This window comes from Pseudoalteromonas sp. OFAV1, from assembly GCF_021532595.1.
Taxonomy (GTDB): Bacteria; Pseudomonadota; Gammaproteobacteria; order Enterobacterales; family Alteromonadaceae; genus Pseudoalteromonas; species Pseudoalteromonas lipolytica_C.
This window is the reverse complement of record NZ_JAKGBG010000018.1, coordinates 52,205-67,192: the sequence shown is the minus strand read 5'-3', so window position 1 is coordinate 67,192 and position 14,988 is coordinate 52,205. Positions and strand designations below refer to the sequence as shown.

17 protein-coding genes and 1 riboswitch are annotated in these 14,988 nt (G+C 40.7%); of the genes, 5 read left to right on the top strand and 12 right to left on the bottom strand.

The features are described from left to right. Positions 1-2 precede the first annotated feature (2 nt). The 3 genes from L1267_RS11995 to L1267_RS11985 form a co-directional block, all read right to left on the bottom strand. Positions 3-518: a TFIIB-type zinc ribbon-containing protein gene (locus L1267_RS11995; protein WP_235382971.1), complete on the bottom strand. Its 516-nt coding sequence runs from the start codon at positions 516-518 to the stop codon at positions 3-5. 21 nt (positions 519-539) lie between these two features. Continuing rightward, positions 540-1,127: a DUF4202 domain-containing protein gene (locus tag L1267_RS11990; protein ID WP_235382982.1), complete on the bottom strand. Its 588-nt coding sequence runs from the start codon at positions 1,125-1,127 to the stop codon at positions 540-542. Positions 1,128-1,224: 97 nt separating this feature from the next. Then, positions 1,225-1,680, bottom strand: coding sequence for a thioredoxin (locus L1267_RS11985; RefSeq protein WP_235382970.1), 456 nt, complete (start codon positions 1,678-1,680; stop codon positions 1,225-1,227). A gap of 152 nt (positions 1,681-1,832) precedes the next feature. Here L1267_RS11985 and L1267_RS11980 point away from each other — a divergent pair, with 152 nt between their 5' ends. From L1267_RS11980 to L1267_RS11970, 3 genes are all read left to right on the top strand, one after another. Beyond that, positions 1,833-2,399, top strand: coding sequence for a Tll0287-like domain-containing protein (locus tag L1267_RS11980; protein WP_235382969.1), 567 nt, complete (start codon positions 1,833-1,835; stop codon positions 2,397-2,399). Positions 2,400-2,473: 74 nt separating this feature from the next. Beyond that, entirely contained in the window at positions 2,474-2,809 is a 336-nt protein-coding gene (locus tag L1267_RS11975) for a zinc ribbon domain-containing protein YjdM (protein ID WP_135926777.1), read from the top strand. 398 nt (positions 2,810-3,207) lie between these two features. Beyond that, positions 3,208-3,303, top strand: a riboswitch (cyclic di-GMP riboswitch). A 16-nt stretch (positions 3,304-3,319) separates the two neighbouring features. After that, entirely contained in the window at positions 3,320-4,069 is a 750-nt protein-coding gene (locus L1267_RS11970) for a hypothetical protein (protein WP_235382968.1), read from the top strand. A 78-nt stretch (positions 4,070-4,147) separates the two neighbouring features. Here the strand turns inward: L1267_RS11970 and L1267_RS11965 are convergent, their stop codons facing one another. The 8 genes from L1267_RS11965 to L1267_RS11930 form a co-directional block, all read right to left on the bottom strand. After that, positions 4,148-4,462 (bottom strand): hypothetical protein, encoded by a 315-nt coding sequence (locus L1267_RS11965; RefSeq protein ID WP_235382967.1) that lies wholly within the window; start codon positions 4,460-4,462, stop codon positions 4,148-4,150. 96 nt (positions 4,463-4,558) lie between these two features. Next, on the bottom strand, positions 4,559-5,767 hold the full coding sequence (arsJ, locus tag L1267_RS11960) for an organoarsenical effux MFS transporter ArsJ (RefSeq protein ID WP_235382966.1): 1,209 nt from the start codon (positions 5,765-5,767) through the stop codon (positions 4,559-4,561). A gap of 5 nt (positions 5,768-5,772) precedes the next feature. Then, positions 5,773-6,783, bottom strand: coding sequence for an ArsJ-associated glyceraldehyde-3-phosphate dehydrogenase (locus L1267_RS11955; RefSeq protein WP_235382965.1), 1,011 nt, complete (start codon positions 6,781-6,783; stop codon positions 5,773-5,775). 2 nt (positions 6,784-6,785) lie between these two features. Next, positions 6,786-7,286: a phosphatase domain-containing putative toxin gene (locus L1267_RS11950; protein WP_235382964.1), complete on the bottom strand. Its 501-nt coding sequence runs from the start codon at positions 7,284-7,286 to the stop codon at positions 6,786-6,788. Between the two features lie 13 nt (positions 7,287-7,299). Beyond that, positions 7,300-8,322: an ACR3 family arsenite efflux transporter gene (gene arsB, locus L1267_RS11945; protein WP_235382963.1), complete on the bottom strand. Its 1,023-nt coding sequence runs from the start codon at positions 8,320-8,322 to the stop codon at positions 7,300-7,302. Between the two features lie 9 nt (positions 8,323-8,331). Beyond that, entirely contained in the window at positions 8,332-9,096 is a 765-nt protein-coding gene (locus L1267_RS11940) for a metalloregulator ArsR/SmtB family transcription factor (RefSeq protein ID WP_328247592.1), read from the bottom strand. A 146-nt stretch (positions 9,097-9,242) separates the two neighbouring features. After that, entirely contained in the window at positions 9,243-10,379 is a 1,137-nt protein-coding gene (locus L1267_RS11935) for a serine hydrolase domain-containing protein (RefSeq protein ID WP_235382962.1), read from the bottom strand. Between the two features lie 127 nt (positions 10,380-10,506). Next, positions 10,507-11,316, bottom strand: a complete 810-nt coding sequence (locus L1267_RS11930) for a sulfite exporter TauE/SafE family protein (RefSeq protein ID WP_235382961.1) — start codon at positions 11,314-11,316, stop codon at positions 10,507-10,509. Between the two features lie 375 nt (positions 11,317-11,691). On the opposite strand from L1267_RS11930, the gene L1267_RS11925 reads away from it, so the two are divergent. Both L1267_RS11925 and L1267_RS11920 read left to right on the top strand, forming a co-directional pair. Then, positions 11,692-12,669 carry a DUF1852 domain-containing protein gene (locus L1267_RS11925; protein WP_235382960.1) on the top strand — a complete coding sequence of 326 codons (978 nt, stop codon included), beginning with the start codon at positions 11,692-11,694 and terminating at the stop codon, positions 12,667-12,669. Between the two features lie 11 nt (positions 12,670-12,680). After that, on the top strand, positions 12,681-13,718 hold the full coding sequence (locus L1267_RS11920; RefSeq protein ID WP_235382959.1) for a methionine synthase: 1,038 nt from the start codon (positions 12,681-12,683) through the stop codon (positions 13,716-13,718). 404 nt (positions 13,719-14,122) lie between these two features. Here L1267_RS11920 and L1267_RS11915 read toward each other — a convergent pair whose 3' ends face one another. Next, positions 14,123-14,536, bottom strand: a complete 414-nt coding sequence (locus L1267_RS11915; RefSeq protein ID WP_199527479.1) for a VOC family protein — start codon at positions 14,534-14,536, stop codon at positions 14,123-14,125. Positions 14,537-14,988: the final 452 nt, after the last annotated feature.

Sequence of the window (14,988 nt, the reverse complement as noted above, 5' to 3'; positions counted from 1 at the left end):
TTTCAGTCATTCAAAATCGATAAATACGCAAGTTCTGCTAGTTTTTCTAATGATGACGTTGCATTAGACTCAGGCTTTTTAGCATGAACAGAGTGACGTCTTTTCGGGATTTTAACTTGAATAAAACCATGATTGTTGGCCATATCAATACGCAGCATTTCACGCTCTTTTGGCGTTAAATGATTTTCATGGATCTTTTCAAGCTCACCATGATCGAGCCAAATAACTGCACAGTTTGGGCACTCGTCTATTTCAACCACTTTTAGTGGACTAAAAAAACGCCGCATCATCACCACCTCAGGGCACTTCGGGCAATTAATTCGCGTTGCTATATCAACACATTCTGTTGGAAGGGTTTGTAAATGAGCCACCAGCACTTGCGCGGGTTTTAAATTCGGATCGCTAAAGTGAAATATTTGTCGGTTATCAAAAAATACGCCACCAGATTTTGATAAATATACTTTAACATCGCCAATACTCACTGCTTCAAGGGCTGTTTTAGTACGTGGGCAAAACATATTACATCCTTGTTTTTATAATTAATTTAGCGCTTTTGTTATTAACGGCTTAAGTGGCTCAGGTAAGCTGATGTGTCCAGTTAATACAAATTCATGTGCTTCATCTGACATTTTTTGCCATGTTTTACGAATAATACCCAGCCATTTTTGCTCATCGTAATCAGGCTTGCTACTTGCAAAGTCAAGCATGTAATGCTCAATAAACACGAGGCTGGCGATATCTTCAATCAATTGGCTATCAGGATTTCGTTTTATATTTTTTTTAGCAACGGCTGCATAAACACGCTCACAATCAGCCGTTGAATAACCAGCCGCTTTCATGAGGGCTGTTACACGCTCAGCATGAAAATCATATAAAGCAGTGCGCCATTGATAATAACCTTGCTTACCCATAGGAAAATCACTTCGCGGAGAGCGCCAGCGCTCAATATGTTGCCCTCGGGCAGCAATATGCATTAGCTCATCGGCTTGAGGCTTAAAACGATTGAGCATATCGGTCATACGCATGGCATATAAACCTTCTTTTGCAAATTCTTGTTCATCGACTAGAACTCTGTTTGGGTCTACTGCATTGGCTGTATCAATGGCTTTAATAACGGCGGTATACATCATGGGTTCTCATTGTTATTGCTTCAAAGTGATTGTAAATGGCAACAATCACTTTGGCTATATTGCATCAGGCAATCTGGTACTGCTAGCTTGAGATCTAGTTTTGCAAAGTTAAATCAGTAGCAATACTTTGCTTTGGTTTTTCTATCATGCGCGCGAGCTCTTTTTCGCCATCGCTAACGATAATGGTTGGCGTATACAGTAAATCGTGCTGCTTTGCTAAACCGGCAGGATCAAGCTTATCGTAGCCTACAGCCACTAATTTAAGGGATCCTAATTGCACATTCGCTGTATCAATAAGTTTTAAAAAACGAGGGACTTCACGTTTAGAGTCATGGCACCAAGTGCCTAAAAACACTAACACTTGCTTACCTTGCAGTGCTCTTATAGTACTTAGCTCTTCTTCACTGGGTGAGTAATCATTATATTCTTCACTAAAAGCAGGATAGTCTTTAAGTAAGTCGGCAACGCTGATATCTCCACTATAAGGACCTGAGCTTGCAAATGTAAAAGCAGAAAATAACAATAAAGCGATATAAACTAATTTTTTCATATTTTGTTCTCTGAATATTTTTCTCACCATAACCAATTTAACAGCAACACTCCAGCATGCTATTAACGTGAATCCTGTTTTTTGCAGCTTAAATTGGCATGTAAAGTAAATGCGAACTACTATATTAGATATATCTAATATAAGGCCTTACAATGCACACTTTAAGAACGATAGCGCTTTGCACTCTATTGCTTTCACCTAACCTTTATGCTGAAACGAATTCTGCTACCCTAGAAACCCAAGCAGCTGAGCGAGCAACTGAATTTGCCACTACGCTCAAATCAGCACTAGGAGCCGCTATAAAACAAGGCGGTTTAGTTGAAGGTATTAACGTGTGCAAAATGCAAGCCCCTGCTATTGCCGAAAGCTTATCAACCGATGGTTGGACTGTGGCACGTAAAAGCACTAAAAACCGAAATCCGAACAATAAACCAGATGACTGGGAAGCTGAAAAAATCGCCCAGCTAGTTGATATGATCAGAAACTCAGAAAGCATTGATAATGTGACTTTCTCGACCAATAAAGATGGCCAATTCCGCTTTGCTAAAGCAATAAAAGTCGCGCCAGTTTGCCTCAATTGTCATGGTCAAACGATTGCTCCAGAAGTAAAGCAAGTGCTTAGTGAGCATTACCCCCATGATTTAGCCACAGGCTATCGGCTTGGTGATTTAAGAGGAATATTCTCTATTACCAAAGAACTCGACACGTCTGAGCCATAAAATATAAGCCTTATGCTCGCTTAGTTTGCTCTTAGCCATTAAAATACGCTTTTAAAATTAACCAAGGTGTTTTTATGTCTTTTCCTCCTTGTCCAAAATGTAATTCTGAATACGTATATGAAGATCAAAACAACTTAGTATGTCCAGAGTGCGCTCATGAGTGGGATCCAAATGCTGTTAATAACGATGATGTGATCGATGTAAGAGATGCTAACGGCACCTTATTGGTCGATGGCGACAAAGTGACTGTTGCGAAAGATTTAAAAATTAAAGGCAGCTCACAAGTAATTAAAATTGGTACCAAAGCCGTGATCCGCCGCGTGTTAGATAAAAAAGACCACGAACTAGACTGTAAAGTTGATGGCGTCGGTGAAATGATGGTAACCGCTAAGTTTGTTAAAAAAGCTTAATAAACATATAGAGCAGTGCCTAATATAAAAACACTGCTCAATCAGTATACTTTAAAGAAATAAAAAACATTTCAAATAAAATACCATTTTTATTCAAAGCTATAGAACTTCACTAAAATATATTCTATTTAGAATCAAAATCATAAAAAATACCCAAAAACAACACACTGAACCCAAAACAGAACCAGAATACCTACTTTAAGGTACAGGAATAATAAATTTATACTAATTATTTTGCATTAAATAATTGTTCACCTACACTTCTTTTCGATCATTATTTCTTGAATATGGAATATGATTTAAACCACGTTTAAAAAAGCAGGTATTTTGAACACTATTTAGGAACTATAAATAGGTGCTCATGTAGTTATACAAATATGTTTTTAACAAAACTAATGTATTAATACTGCCAAACCTACTGTGAGGTAGGGACGGAAAGCCACGGGTCTTCTCTGAAAGAAGTAAGGAAATGGGAAGATAGCCGGGTTGTGGAATTTGGAATCCAGAACAATGAAACATCACATCTTTAGCACAGCATTACTTGCTGTCGCTTTCACATCAACAGCTTACGCAGTAGACGATCCGAATTTTGGTGCACAGTCATTGCGAGGCGAAATCGGCACGAAAGGAGTTTTCTTGACCATTCCTTACGATGAAGTTCGTTACGGTAATGGCGATAACAAAGCATATATAAAACCTGAAGAATACAAAATGATGTACTCTGATAGCATTGGCGGTAAAGTAACCTGCCCTGCTATTAAAGGGCCAGGTTTAAAAGGATTGAATTACCATCAATTCAAAAACGGCATTGAATGCTCATGGAAGTCTCGCCCCGGCAGTAATGCCGAAATTATTACTTTTACTTTAATGCCAGGTGGAGACACAGGAAAGTCGCCAAAACATTATCGAGGTAAAAATAAAGTCGTAACATGGAAAGGCATTATTAACGATGCTAATGGCCAAGGTGCTGTAACGAAAAGCTATAAAACAACCCTAAGTTTGGATATGTTCGATTACCGTAATGGTAACTCTCATAAAGCTTTTGTTTTCAAAAAGAATCATAAAGTGAAGCTTGGGGATTTTACGTCGACTAAAGGTTCTATCCGTGACTTTATTTGTGACTTCAATGGTCAAAAAATAAATGTACTTAAAGATCATGCTCCTGTTGGTCAATTTGGTAAAAAAGGCGTCAAGTGCACTTATATGCTTAAACAAAATGGTAAAGACCCTCATTACTATGGTGAAGTCGTATTTAAATAATAAATTTAAAAACAATTAATAAAAGACTGTTAATTTTCCTTTTCATTCAAAGCCTAGCCTGCGCTAGGCTTTTCTAACTCACTTTAAATAGCAAATATTTTCAACAATAATCCCTGTTACTTCACAATGTTCGCAGCTCAACTGCCAGCCAGCAATCCATGTGGTTACGCTAAGATTTCCTTTGCAAAGTGGGCAAACTTCGCCAGCAAACGTACTGGGGGTAATATCTTTAGCTTGCTTAGAAAACGGTCTTAACAACCAAAGAATATTATCGTCGATACTGATGGTTAGATCGTGGCGTAACGTCTCGCAATAAGCATCAAACACCGCTTGTCTGTACTGTTTTTTGTCGTTTTTAAACAACCCACAGCCAATGCTCGAAGAGCTTTTCAAGCCAGAAGATGACTAATTATATTATTTGTGATGCTATGCATGAATAAAGGTAAGCAATAAAGCATGCTTACCTTTATAGGGCGTGTTGAAATTTAACTAAATTTGTTTTGGTAATTTAGTCGAAATAACGGCGGTAATAACAATAAATAAAAGTGATATAGCCAAACACGCTGCTAAGCCATACACCTGAAACACTAAGCCCGACAGCACAGTGCCAATTAAGCGTCCCATGGCATTAGCCATATAGTAAAACCCGACATCAAGTGATACGCCATCGGCGTCAGCCATGCTAACAATTAAGTAGCTGTGCAAAGATGAGTTAATTGCGAATAACACGCCAAATAACATCAACCCGCCTATCAGCATTGGTTTTACAGCCCAGTCAAATCCAATAGCAAGGGCAATCACTAAGGTGACTAAAGCAAGCAATGATGCCCACTTAACTGTTTCTGCACTTGGTGATGTTTGCTTATTAAGCTTAATGATTTTAGGTGCAAAAGATTGCACAGCCCCATAGCCAATAACCCAACTCGCTAAGAAGGCACCCACGGTCCAGTGGTCCCAATCAAAGGCTTGTGATAAAAACACCGGTAGTGCAACTACAAACCAAACATCACGCGCACCAAACAAAAACAACCTCGCGGCTGACAAGATATTGATTGAACTGCTTTTTGAAAATATCTCGTTAAACTTAGGTTTGTTTTTGGCTTTGCCTAAATCATTTTTAAGTGCAAAAAGACTAAAACACCACACCACCAGCAAAGTGGCAGCCATCGCGAGCATTGCACCTTTAAACGACATTAATGTCAGTAGTAAACCACCTAAAAAGAAGCCCACACCTTTTAAGGCGTTTTTAGAGCCTGTTAGTATCGCCACCCATTTAAACAAGGTGCCTTCTTGGCCACTGGCAACCAGCATTTTGATTGAGCTTTTAGCGCTCATTTTATTGAGATCTTTGGCAATCCCAGACAGAGCCTGCGCTAACATCACATAGGCAACACTCAGCCATTCAGGAGGGACTGCCAACATGAACAAGGCTACAACCTGTATAGCAAGGCCAATGTTCATGATTTTATTTAAACCAAGCCTTGCGCCTAAATAGCCGCCCACTAAGTTAGTGACAACACCAAAAATCTCATAAAACAAAAACAGCATGGCAATACTCAAAGGCGAGTAGCCAAGCGCATGAAAATGCAGTACCACCAACATTCTCAATGCGCCATCTGTTAGCGTAAATGCCCAGTAATTCCCGGTGACAATTAAGTACTGCTTTATATCAGCGGGAAGATTAGCCAAACGCGTCATTGCTTTTAACCTTGTAGTGATCGCGCAACTTTACGGGCAAGTTCGGCGGTGCGGTTTGCATAACCCCATTCGTTATCGTACCAAACATACAGCTTAACTTGAGTCTCGTTGACAACCATGGTTGATAGCGCATCAACAATGCTTGAGCGTGGATCAGTTTTGTAATCGATAGAAACAAGTGGCTTTTCTTCATAGCCTAAAATGCCTTTTAGCTCGCCCTCTGCGGCTTCTTGCATCCATTGGTTAATTTGCTCAGCGGTGGTTGGCTTTGTCACTTCAAACACACAGTCGGTGATTGATGCATTCGCTAAAGGCACACGAACCGCGTGGCCGTTTAATTTGCCTTTAAGTTCAGGGAAAATATGTGTGATCGCCGTTGCAGAGCCGGTTGTAGTTGGAATTAAGCTCATGCCGCATGCGCGAGCACGGCGCAAATCTTTATGCGGCGCATCTAAGATAGTTTGCGTGTTAGTAATATCGTGAATAGTGGTCATTGAACCATGTTTGATACCAATTTTTTCTTGCAATACTTTAACCACAGGCGCTAAACAGTTGGTAGTGCACGATGCTGCAGTCACAATATTATGCTGATTTACATCGTATAAATCATCGTTTACACCCATTACTATATTCAACACACCGTCTTCTTTTACAGGCGCAGTTACAACAACTTTCTTCACACCTTGATCAAGATATGCCTGAATTAGTGACTTTTCTTTCATCACGCCAGAGGCTTCAATAACGATATCGCAGCCAGACCAATCGGTGTCTGCAATTGCTTTATTTTGCGTGACGTTAATTACGTGACCATCGATGATCACAGCATTGTCGTTACTTTCAACCTCATGAGGCCAAATACCGTGCACCGAATCATACTTTAGTAAGTGAGCTAATGTAGCTGCATCACCCGCAGGGTCATTAATTTGCACAAACTCAACGTCGTCCCATGCAAACGCTGCTCTTAGCGATAAACGCCCCATGCGGCCAAAACCATTAATGCCTACTTTAATTGCCATTGTTAAGCTCCTACTTTTTGAAAATTGTCGAAAAATGAACGTTGTATCGGGTTTTGCAACGACTTAGGGCGAATAGCCTGCACTTGATTAACTATGTCGTTTTTAGCATAGCCAAGCTCATGCATTAATAAACCAATGACTAAGCCTGTGCGGCCTGAACCGCCTTTGCAATGCACAGCCACACTGCCACCATTTTTTATGATGGCAAGAATATCGTTAAGGTGTTTACTGAATGCTTGATTAAACGCTTCGCTTGGCGCGTCATCATCGATAATAGGTAATTGAAACCAGCTGAGATCTGCTTGCTCACATTCGGTTGCAAGCTGCTGCGCGCCATTTTTAACAAGCTCTTCATCGTACATCAGAGTAATAATTGCTTTTGCACCTGCCGCTTTTAAATCTGCTACAGACTGCGATAAACCAACACTTTTTGTGCCAGGGCAAGGGGTAAAAATAAATGCCCCAGTTTCTAGTTGTAAAATATCAAATGGATGTGATTGCATTATGATTCCCCAATTACTCTTTAAACCAATGTGTTGTTTTATTAACGATTGCAACCAACGACAGCATCACAGGTACTTCGACCAACACCCCAACAACGGTTGCTAATGCTGCACCCGAGTGCAAACCAAATAATGAAATAGCCACTGCGACCGCTAACTCAAAAAAGTTAGAGGTACCAATTAAACATGCTGGCCCTGCAATGTTGTGCTTAAGCTTAAGTTTTAACGCAATGAAATAAGTGATTGCAAAAATACCGTAGGTTTGCAAAACAAGCGGAATGGCAATCAGAACAATGTTTAGCGGTTGAGCTAAAATCGTGTTCGCCTGAAACCCAAACAGTAAGACCACAGTGGCCAATAAGCCAACAACTGAATACGGTTTAATTTTCTCTAAAAATGACTGCACTGCAGCTTCATTTTGTGCTGAATTATTAAGCGCTTTGCGTGTTAATACACCAGCAATAAGTGGCAGCAATACATACAACACAACCGAAATCATCAATGTAAGCCAAGGTACATGAATATCAGACACACCTAGCAAAAACCCCGCAATAGGTGCAAAGGCAAAAATCATAATAATGTCGTTCACAGACACTTGCACTAAGGTGTAATTTGCATCGCCTTTGGTCAGTTGTGACCACACAAACACCATTGCCGTACAAGGTGCAACACCAAGCAAAATCATCCCAGCAATATATTCTTGCGCCGTTTCAGGGCTAACCAAATCAGCAAATAACCCTTCAAAAAATAACCAACCTAACGCGGCCATTGAAAACGGTTTGATTAGCCAGTTAATGATTAAAGTGAGCATCAGCCCTTTAGGGTTCTTACTGACTTCTTTAATCGTTGAAAAATCAACTTGCACCATCATTGGATAGATCATTACCCAAATAAACAGTGCAACAACAATGTTTACATGGGCCACTTCGGCTTTCGCTATTAGCTCAAATAAAGGCGGAAACATCACCCCAAACGCCACACCGATGGCGATAGCTGCAGCAACCCATACAGATAAATATCTCTCAAAAACACCCATTTTCAGCCCTTAATTGCAGCAACGAGCAACACGAGTTGGGCGATCATCCCCCATCGCATTTAGCCTTGCTAACTCGTTTTCTATAAAATTAGGTTCGTTTACCACGGTCGAGGTAATTGCTTGTTTCATCCACATAGGTAGAGTCGGGTTTAAAGAGTAAAACACCCACTGCTGGTGTTTTCTATCCGACAAAATGCCCTGTTTTTTAAGTTGCGCTAAATGCCTTGAAACCTTTGGCTGGCTCTGCTCATTAAGTGCCGTCATTATTTCGCATACGCAAACCTCTTGCTCAACGGCGATGAGCAATAAGCTTTTTAAACGAATATCATCTGCAAGGGCTTTATAAAATGTAGTTGGTGAAATCGATGCTGGTTTTTCTTTGTTATGGGATTGCACAAACTGTTTAATTCGCTCATTGAGCTCTTGCAAGGTTTTTTCAAAGGCGTGAGGTTCAGGACGCGTTTTAGGATCAATAAAGTCCCATGCAAGGCAATGGCTGCCATCGACGCGATTAGCGCATTCTTTTACAGCGTCATCACATAGGGTAATGACGTAATCAAAATGCAGATTAGTGACATCGTTTAAGTGCTTTGAGTGTAAGTCATCGGTTTTTAAGCCAAAATGTTCAATCGCCGCAAGCGTACGAGGGTCTACCGCATAAGGTTCGGTACCCGCACTAAACACCTCAAACTCACCTTTACCATGATGTTTAAGCAACGCTTCAGCCATAATTGATCGGGCTGAATTTTCTGTACATAAAAAGAGAACTTTCACGACTCACTCCATAATAATTTGGTTATATAATATTTTTGTTATATAAAGTGCGCAAGTTATTTTTCTTGATGACTTAGTTTAAATTGAACTAAAGAAAGAATCTGGCGCATCTGTGCGCCAGCTTAGATTTTGCCGTGTTTAGAGGGTTATTTTGCTTGTAAGGTTAAATAGTCACTCATGACTTTTTCAAGCTGATCGTAATCTTTTTGCTGAGTAACAGCCCCTGCGACCACCACCTGCGTTGTTGGCTCATACATCACCAAAGTGCCCCAAAAGCCACCATGTTGATAAACTAACGTGCCGTTATATTCTTTTGCGAATACACCCAAACGATAAGGACTATCTGCAGGTAAGCCTTTATCAGATAGCATGAGTTTGAGCGTTTCTGAGTGTTTGAAGACCTTACCTGAAAATAAAGCCTGATAAAATTTAGCCATACCGATTGGGCTGGCAACAAGCCCACCGCCACCATATAAATCGACTGTTGGGCTCCAATTAAAAGTATCGGTGCCATGCAAATATTGATGTACGCGTCGCGACTCATCCACAGCAACTGTATCACCACGTTCCCAGACCACATTTTCGATATGATTTTTATCGAAACTTAAGTATTGGCGAACCGCTTCAGGCAAAGGTAAACCTGTCACTCTTTCAATAATATGGCCGAGTAACACATAACCGGTATCTGAATATGAGAAACGTTCACCAGGTTTGCCAACTGGATCGCCCCACTCTACACACCCTTTAATTTGCTCGCGCATCGTAATATCTCGCTGCGGATTTGCCATTATGCCAGCTAAATACTGATCGCTTTGGGCGTGATCGTATAACCCTGCCGTATGACTCAGCACTTGCTTTAGCGTCATTTTATCTAGGGCATAGCCATCGCTTTCAAGAAGCGCAAAAAAGTCGTCAGAAATTAACTTATCAAGCGTTGTATCAAGGTTTAATTTACCTTCTTCATGCAAACGTAGCACCGTTGCCGCAGTGAAGGTTTTAGTGACACTGGCAATTCTAAATAAACTATTTGGGTTAATAACTTGCGGCGCATTTTCTTTACTTTGCTTTGCCGTTGAAAAAGCATGTCCATCATCAACAATCACATGAAGTGCAAAACCTGTAAGGGGAGCTTGTTGATTTGCATTGAGAATTTGCCCCATTAAAGCGTGGTGAGTTTCGAGAGGCTTTGTAGGCTCTGCAGTCACAGGTAAAGCCACCAGCGATAGAGCAACAAATAAAGAGCTTAGCGTTTTTTTACTCGCTTGAGAGCACCGACGTTCCATAACATTTTCCTTAAATATAGTCCTTAAATAGCGCCTACAGCTTTCGAAAAAAGGCAATTAAGCAGCCTAAAACTGCTTAAATGACATTAACAAACGACTTTCGCCTTGTCGAATTAATAAGTTAATACTACTTAGCAAGCATATTCACAGCCATAATAACCAGCAGCCCTGCAAAGATTTTTTTGATGGTAGACACAGGTAAACGATGCGTTGCTTTTGCACCTAATGGCGCGGTAAACCACGAAGTACAAACAATACCAAACAAGGCAGGCAAATAAACAAAACCAGCAAAGCCTTCTTTTAATGTAAAGTACTGACTGCCAGAACTGATGTAACCCACTGAGCCAAATAGCGCAATGACAATACCGCACGCCGAAGCACAGCCAATAGCTTTTTTCATATCGACCGAGAAAAACGTCAGTAACGGCACAAGTACCGCACCACCGCCAATGCCTATCATGGCAGAGAGCCCCCCCGTGATGCTTGTATAAAATGTTAAAAGGCCTTTATTAGGTAGCGAGCGTGTTGTTTGGCTATCATTTTTACTGCCTAAAATCATTTTTAGTGCAATAAGCAATACACTCACAGCAAATACAATTCGCACTACATGTTCTGGTAATAGTGAAGCCAAAAAGCCACTGATAAGTGCGCCTAATGCAACCCCTGTCATCACCCACGGAGCCAATTGCCAAGGCACATTGCCATTTTTGTGGTGGGCAATAGCTGATGAGGTTGAAGTAAACAGAATTGAGGCAAGCGATGTAGCAATCGCCACCAGCACAACTTGCTCAGCAGGTAACACCTGAAAGTGCAGCAAGATCATGCTTAATATGGGCACAATCACCAAACCGCCACCAATTCCTAATAGCCCAGCTAAAAAGCCAACCCCGCTGCCAAGTACGGCGCAAGCAATAATAAGCACGATTAATTCGTTCATTGTATTTGTCTGTGTTGTTGATTTAGGGAACCGAGTATAACAACAATAAAGTACGGGGTTGCTCTCAAAAGTCCTGTTAAGTAGTGAATATTACTCACGTTTTATATGAAATTACTGCAACTCCAATAAATTAATTTAGAAATCTAGACGTCCAAAACAACTTAAAAGCATTTTTTCACTATCCGTTCCTAAAAGTTTTACTAAAACAGTAAATATTTATGAATCTGCCTCATGTTTTACCTGAAATAAAAACGTTTTTCTTCATGATACTGAGCACGTATAAATTGATACCCAAGCCACCTCAAAGTTAATGACCTAGCGATTTAAGGAAGGTGAGCAGCAATCATTTATCTCAGGAAATATGGACACATTGCTATGAACAACGATTTTAAATATACAGTTAAAAGTTTAAAGCTAGACGAAAACTATCACCCATCTAACAGCACGCGTATTACAACTAACTTTGCTAACTTGGCACGAGGCGCAAGCCGTCAACAAAATTTGCGTAATGCATTAAAAATGATTGATAGCCGCTTTAATGCACTAGCAAATTGGGATAACCCGCAAGGCAACCGCTATTCCGTAGAACTTGAAATCATTTCGGTTGATTTAGAAATTGCGGGGAGCGCTGAAGCTTTCCCATCTATTGAGGTATTAAAAACCAACATCATTGATCACCAAACTAATGAACGTATCGAAGGAATTGTTGGTAATAACTTTTCATCGTATGTACGTGATTACGACTTTAGCGTGCTATTGCTTGACCATAATAAAAACAAAACAGAGTTTACTATTCCAGATAACTTTGGTGATCTTCATGGCAAACTTTTTAAAAGCTTCATAAATTCAGAAACCTATAAACAACACTTTAAAAAACCTCCTGTTATTTGTTTAAGCGTTTCTGATAATAAAACCTATCATCGCACTGAAAACCAACACCCGATTTTAGGTGTTGAGTATCAACCGAATGAGTCGTCATTAACCGAGCAATACTTTAAAAAAATGGGCTTACAGGTGCGCTATTTTATGCCACCAAACACGGTTGCTCCGCTGGCGTTTTATTTCTTTGGTGACCTGCTGAATGATTACACCAACCTAGAATTGATCAGCACCATCAGCACCATGGAAACATTCCAAAAAATCTACCGTCCAGAAATTTATAACGCCAATGCCGTGGCGGGTAGTTGCTATCAACCAAATTTAAGAAACAACGATCACTCTATCACGCAAATCGTTTACGACCGTGAAGAGCGCAGTCAACTGGCTGTTGCACAAGGTAAATTTACTGAACAACACTTTATTAAGCCTTATCAATCAGTACTTGAGAAGTGGTCTACTAACTGCACTATTTAATGAGAGTAAAAATGAAAAAGTTATTACCGACATCTACAGCAGGCAGTTTACCAAAACCTGCTTGGCTTGCTGAACCTGAAACCTTATGGTCACCTTGGAAGTTACAAGGTGCAGAGCTTACCGACGGCAAACAAGACGCACTACGCGTTGCCTTACAAGAGCAACAACAAGCTGGCGTTGATATCGTGAGCGATGGCGAGCAAACCCGCCAGCACTTTGTGACCACCTTTATCGAACACTTAAATGGCGTTGATTTTGAAAACCGTAAAACAGTGACCATTCGTAATCGCTACGAAGCCAGTGTACCGAGTGTGATAGGCCCGGTATCACGCAGCAAACCAGTGTTTGTTGAAGACGCGAAGTTTTTACGTTCGCAGACCAAGCAACCTATAAAATGGGCGCTGCCAGGACCTATGACCATGATCGACACCTTGTACGACGCGCACTATCAAAGCCGTGAACAATTGGCGTGGGAATTTGCCAAAATCCTCAATCAAGAGGCAAAAGAGCTCGAAGCCGCGGGTGTGGATATTATTCAATTTGATGAGCCTGCGTTTAATGTGTTCTTCGATGATGTTAATGACTGGGGCATTAAGTGCCTAGAAAGAGCAATCGAAGGCTTAAAGTGCGAAACCGCCGTGCACATTTGCTACGGCTATGGCATCAAAGCCAACACTGACTGGAAACAAACACTGGGCAATGAATGGCGCCAATACGAAGAAGTATTCCCAAAGCTTCAAAAGTCGAATATCGATATTATTTCGCTGGAGTGCCACAACTCTCGCGTACCCATTGAGCTATTAGCACTGATACGCGGCAAAAAAGTGATGGTTGGCGCCATTGATGTAGCAAGCAATGAAATTGAAACCCCTGACGAGGTAGCACACACATTACGTGAAGCGCTTAAATATGTTGATGCCGATAAGCTTTATCCATGCACAAATTGCGGTATGGCCCCCCTCCCTCGCAACATAGCAAGCGCCAAGCTCAGTGCGCTAAGTAAAGGCGCAGAGATTGTGAGGGGGGAGATTCTAGCGGCTAGGCTCTAGCTCTAGGAGTAGTTGCGAGTTACTAGGGGAAAGGTGAAAGTTGCGAGGATCGAGGTGCGAGGTGCGCATCTCCCTCGAGCCTTGTCGCCATAAATGACGACCTACATTGTAGGTCGGGCTTTAGCCCGCCAGATTTTAAATTTGAAATGGACCTGATTCTGTAGCAGCGATTTCACATCGCGTTTATGGTTTTATTTTTACGAGAGTATGTTAGCGAGTTACTAGGGGAAAGGGGAAAGTTACGAGGATCGAGGTGTGCACCTACCTCATCCCTTGTCGCCATAAATGACGACCTTGTAGGTCGGGCTTTAGCCCGTCAAATTTTAAATTTGAAATAGAGCCGGATTATACGTAAGCGTGAAACGTGTTTCGCGCGCCCGAGAACTTAACCCCTAGCGCCATTGTTAACCTTTAGGGTGTTTAAGCTCAAGCAAGTCCCATTTGTTGCCATATAAATCTTGAAACACCACCACAGTACCGTAAGGCTCTTCCCTTGGTGATTCATTAAATACAACACCTTTACTTTTCATGCTGTTGTAATCACGCCAAAAGTCATTGCTGTGTAAAAACAAAAATACTCGACCACCGGTTTGATTACCAACAGCATGCATTTGCTGTTGATTACTGGCTTTTGCAAGTAGCAGGTGTGTACCGTTAGAACCCGGTGGCGAGACTAAAACCCACCGTTTTCCCTCGCCTAAATCGGTATCTTCAATCAATGTAAATTGTAATTTTTCGGTGTAGAAGGCTATGGCTTCATCGTAATCATTTACCACCAGTGCAACACTGCCGATGTGTTGCTTTATCTCATTTTTCATTACAAAACCTTACTGCATAAAACCCATTTGGATTATCAGTGTGCCTATTAACGAAAAACAAAACAACTGATTAAGTGAATGACAGTTTAAAGCCGCAGCACAGCAATATCAGCGGATAAAAAACAAGAAAATAAAGAATAAAATATTCAAAGCAAAGACACCCAAAAAGCTCAACCAATTGTTTTAATTGATCATGTATAAATAAACACCAGAAAAAACACCTCGTCCCCAAAACGAAAAAACTCAATTAAATACAAAAAGTTAAATGTTTTTAGGTACAAAACAAAAGAAAATCCAAAAACATTAAACAAATAATAAAATATTCTTGATCTGTTCTATATTTGTACTATTTTAATTTAGGCAGCGACTGTATAGGTGTTGTATTTCGGTCACTGGTAATTAAAAAGTAAGATCCTTTAAGGGTCTTAGTTTCGCTATTAATGCTCAGTAAC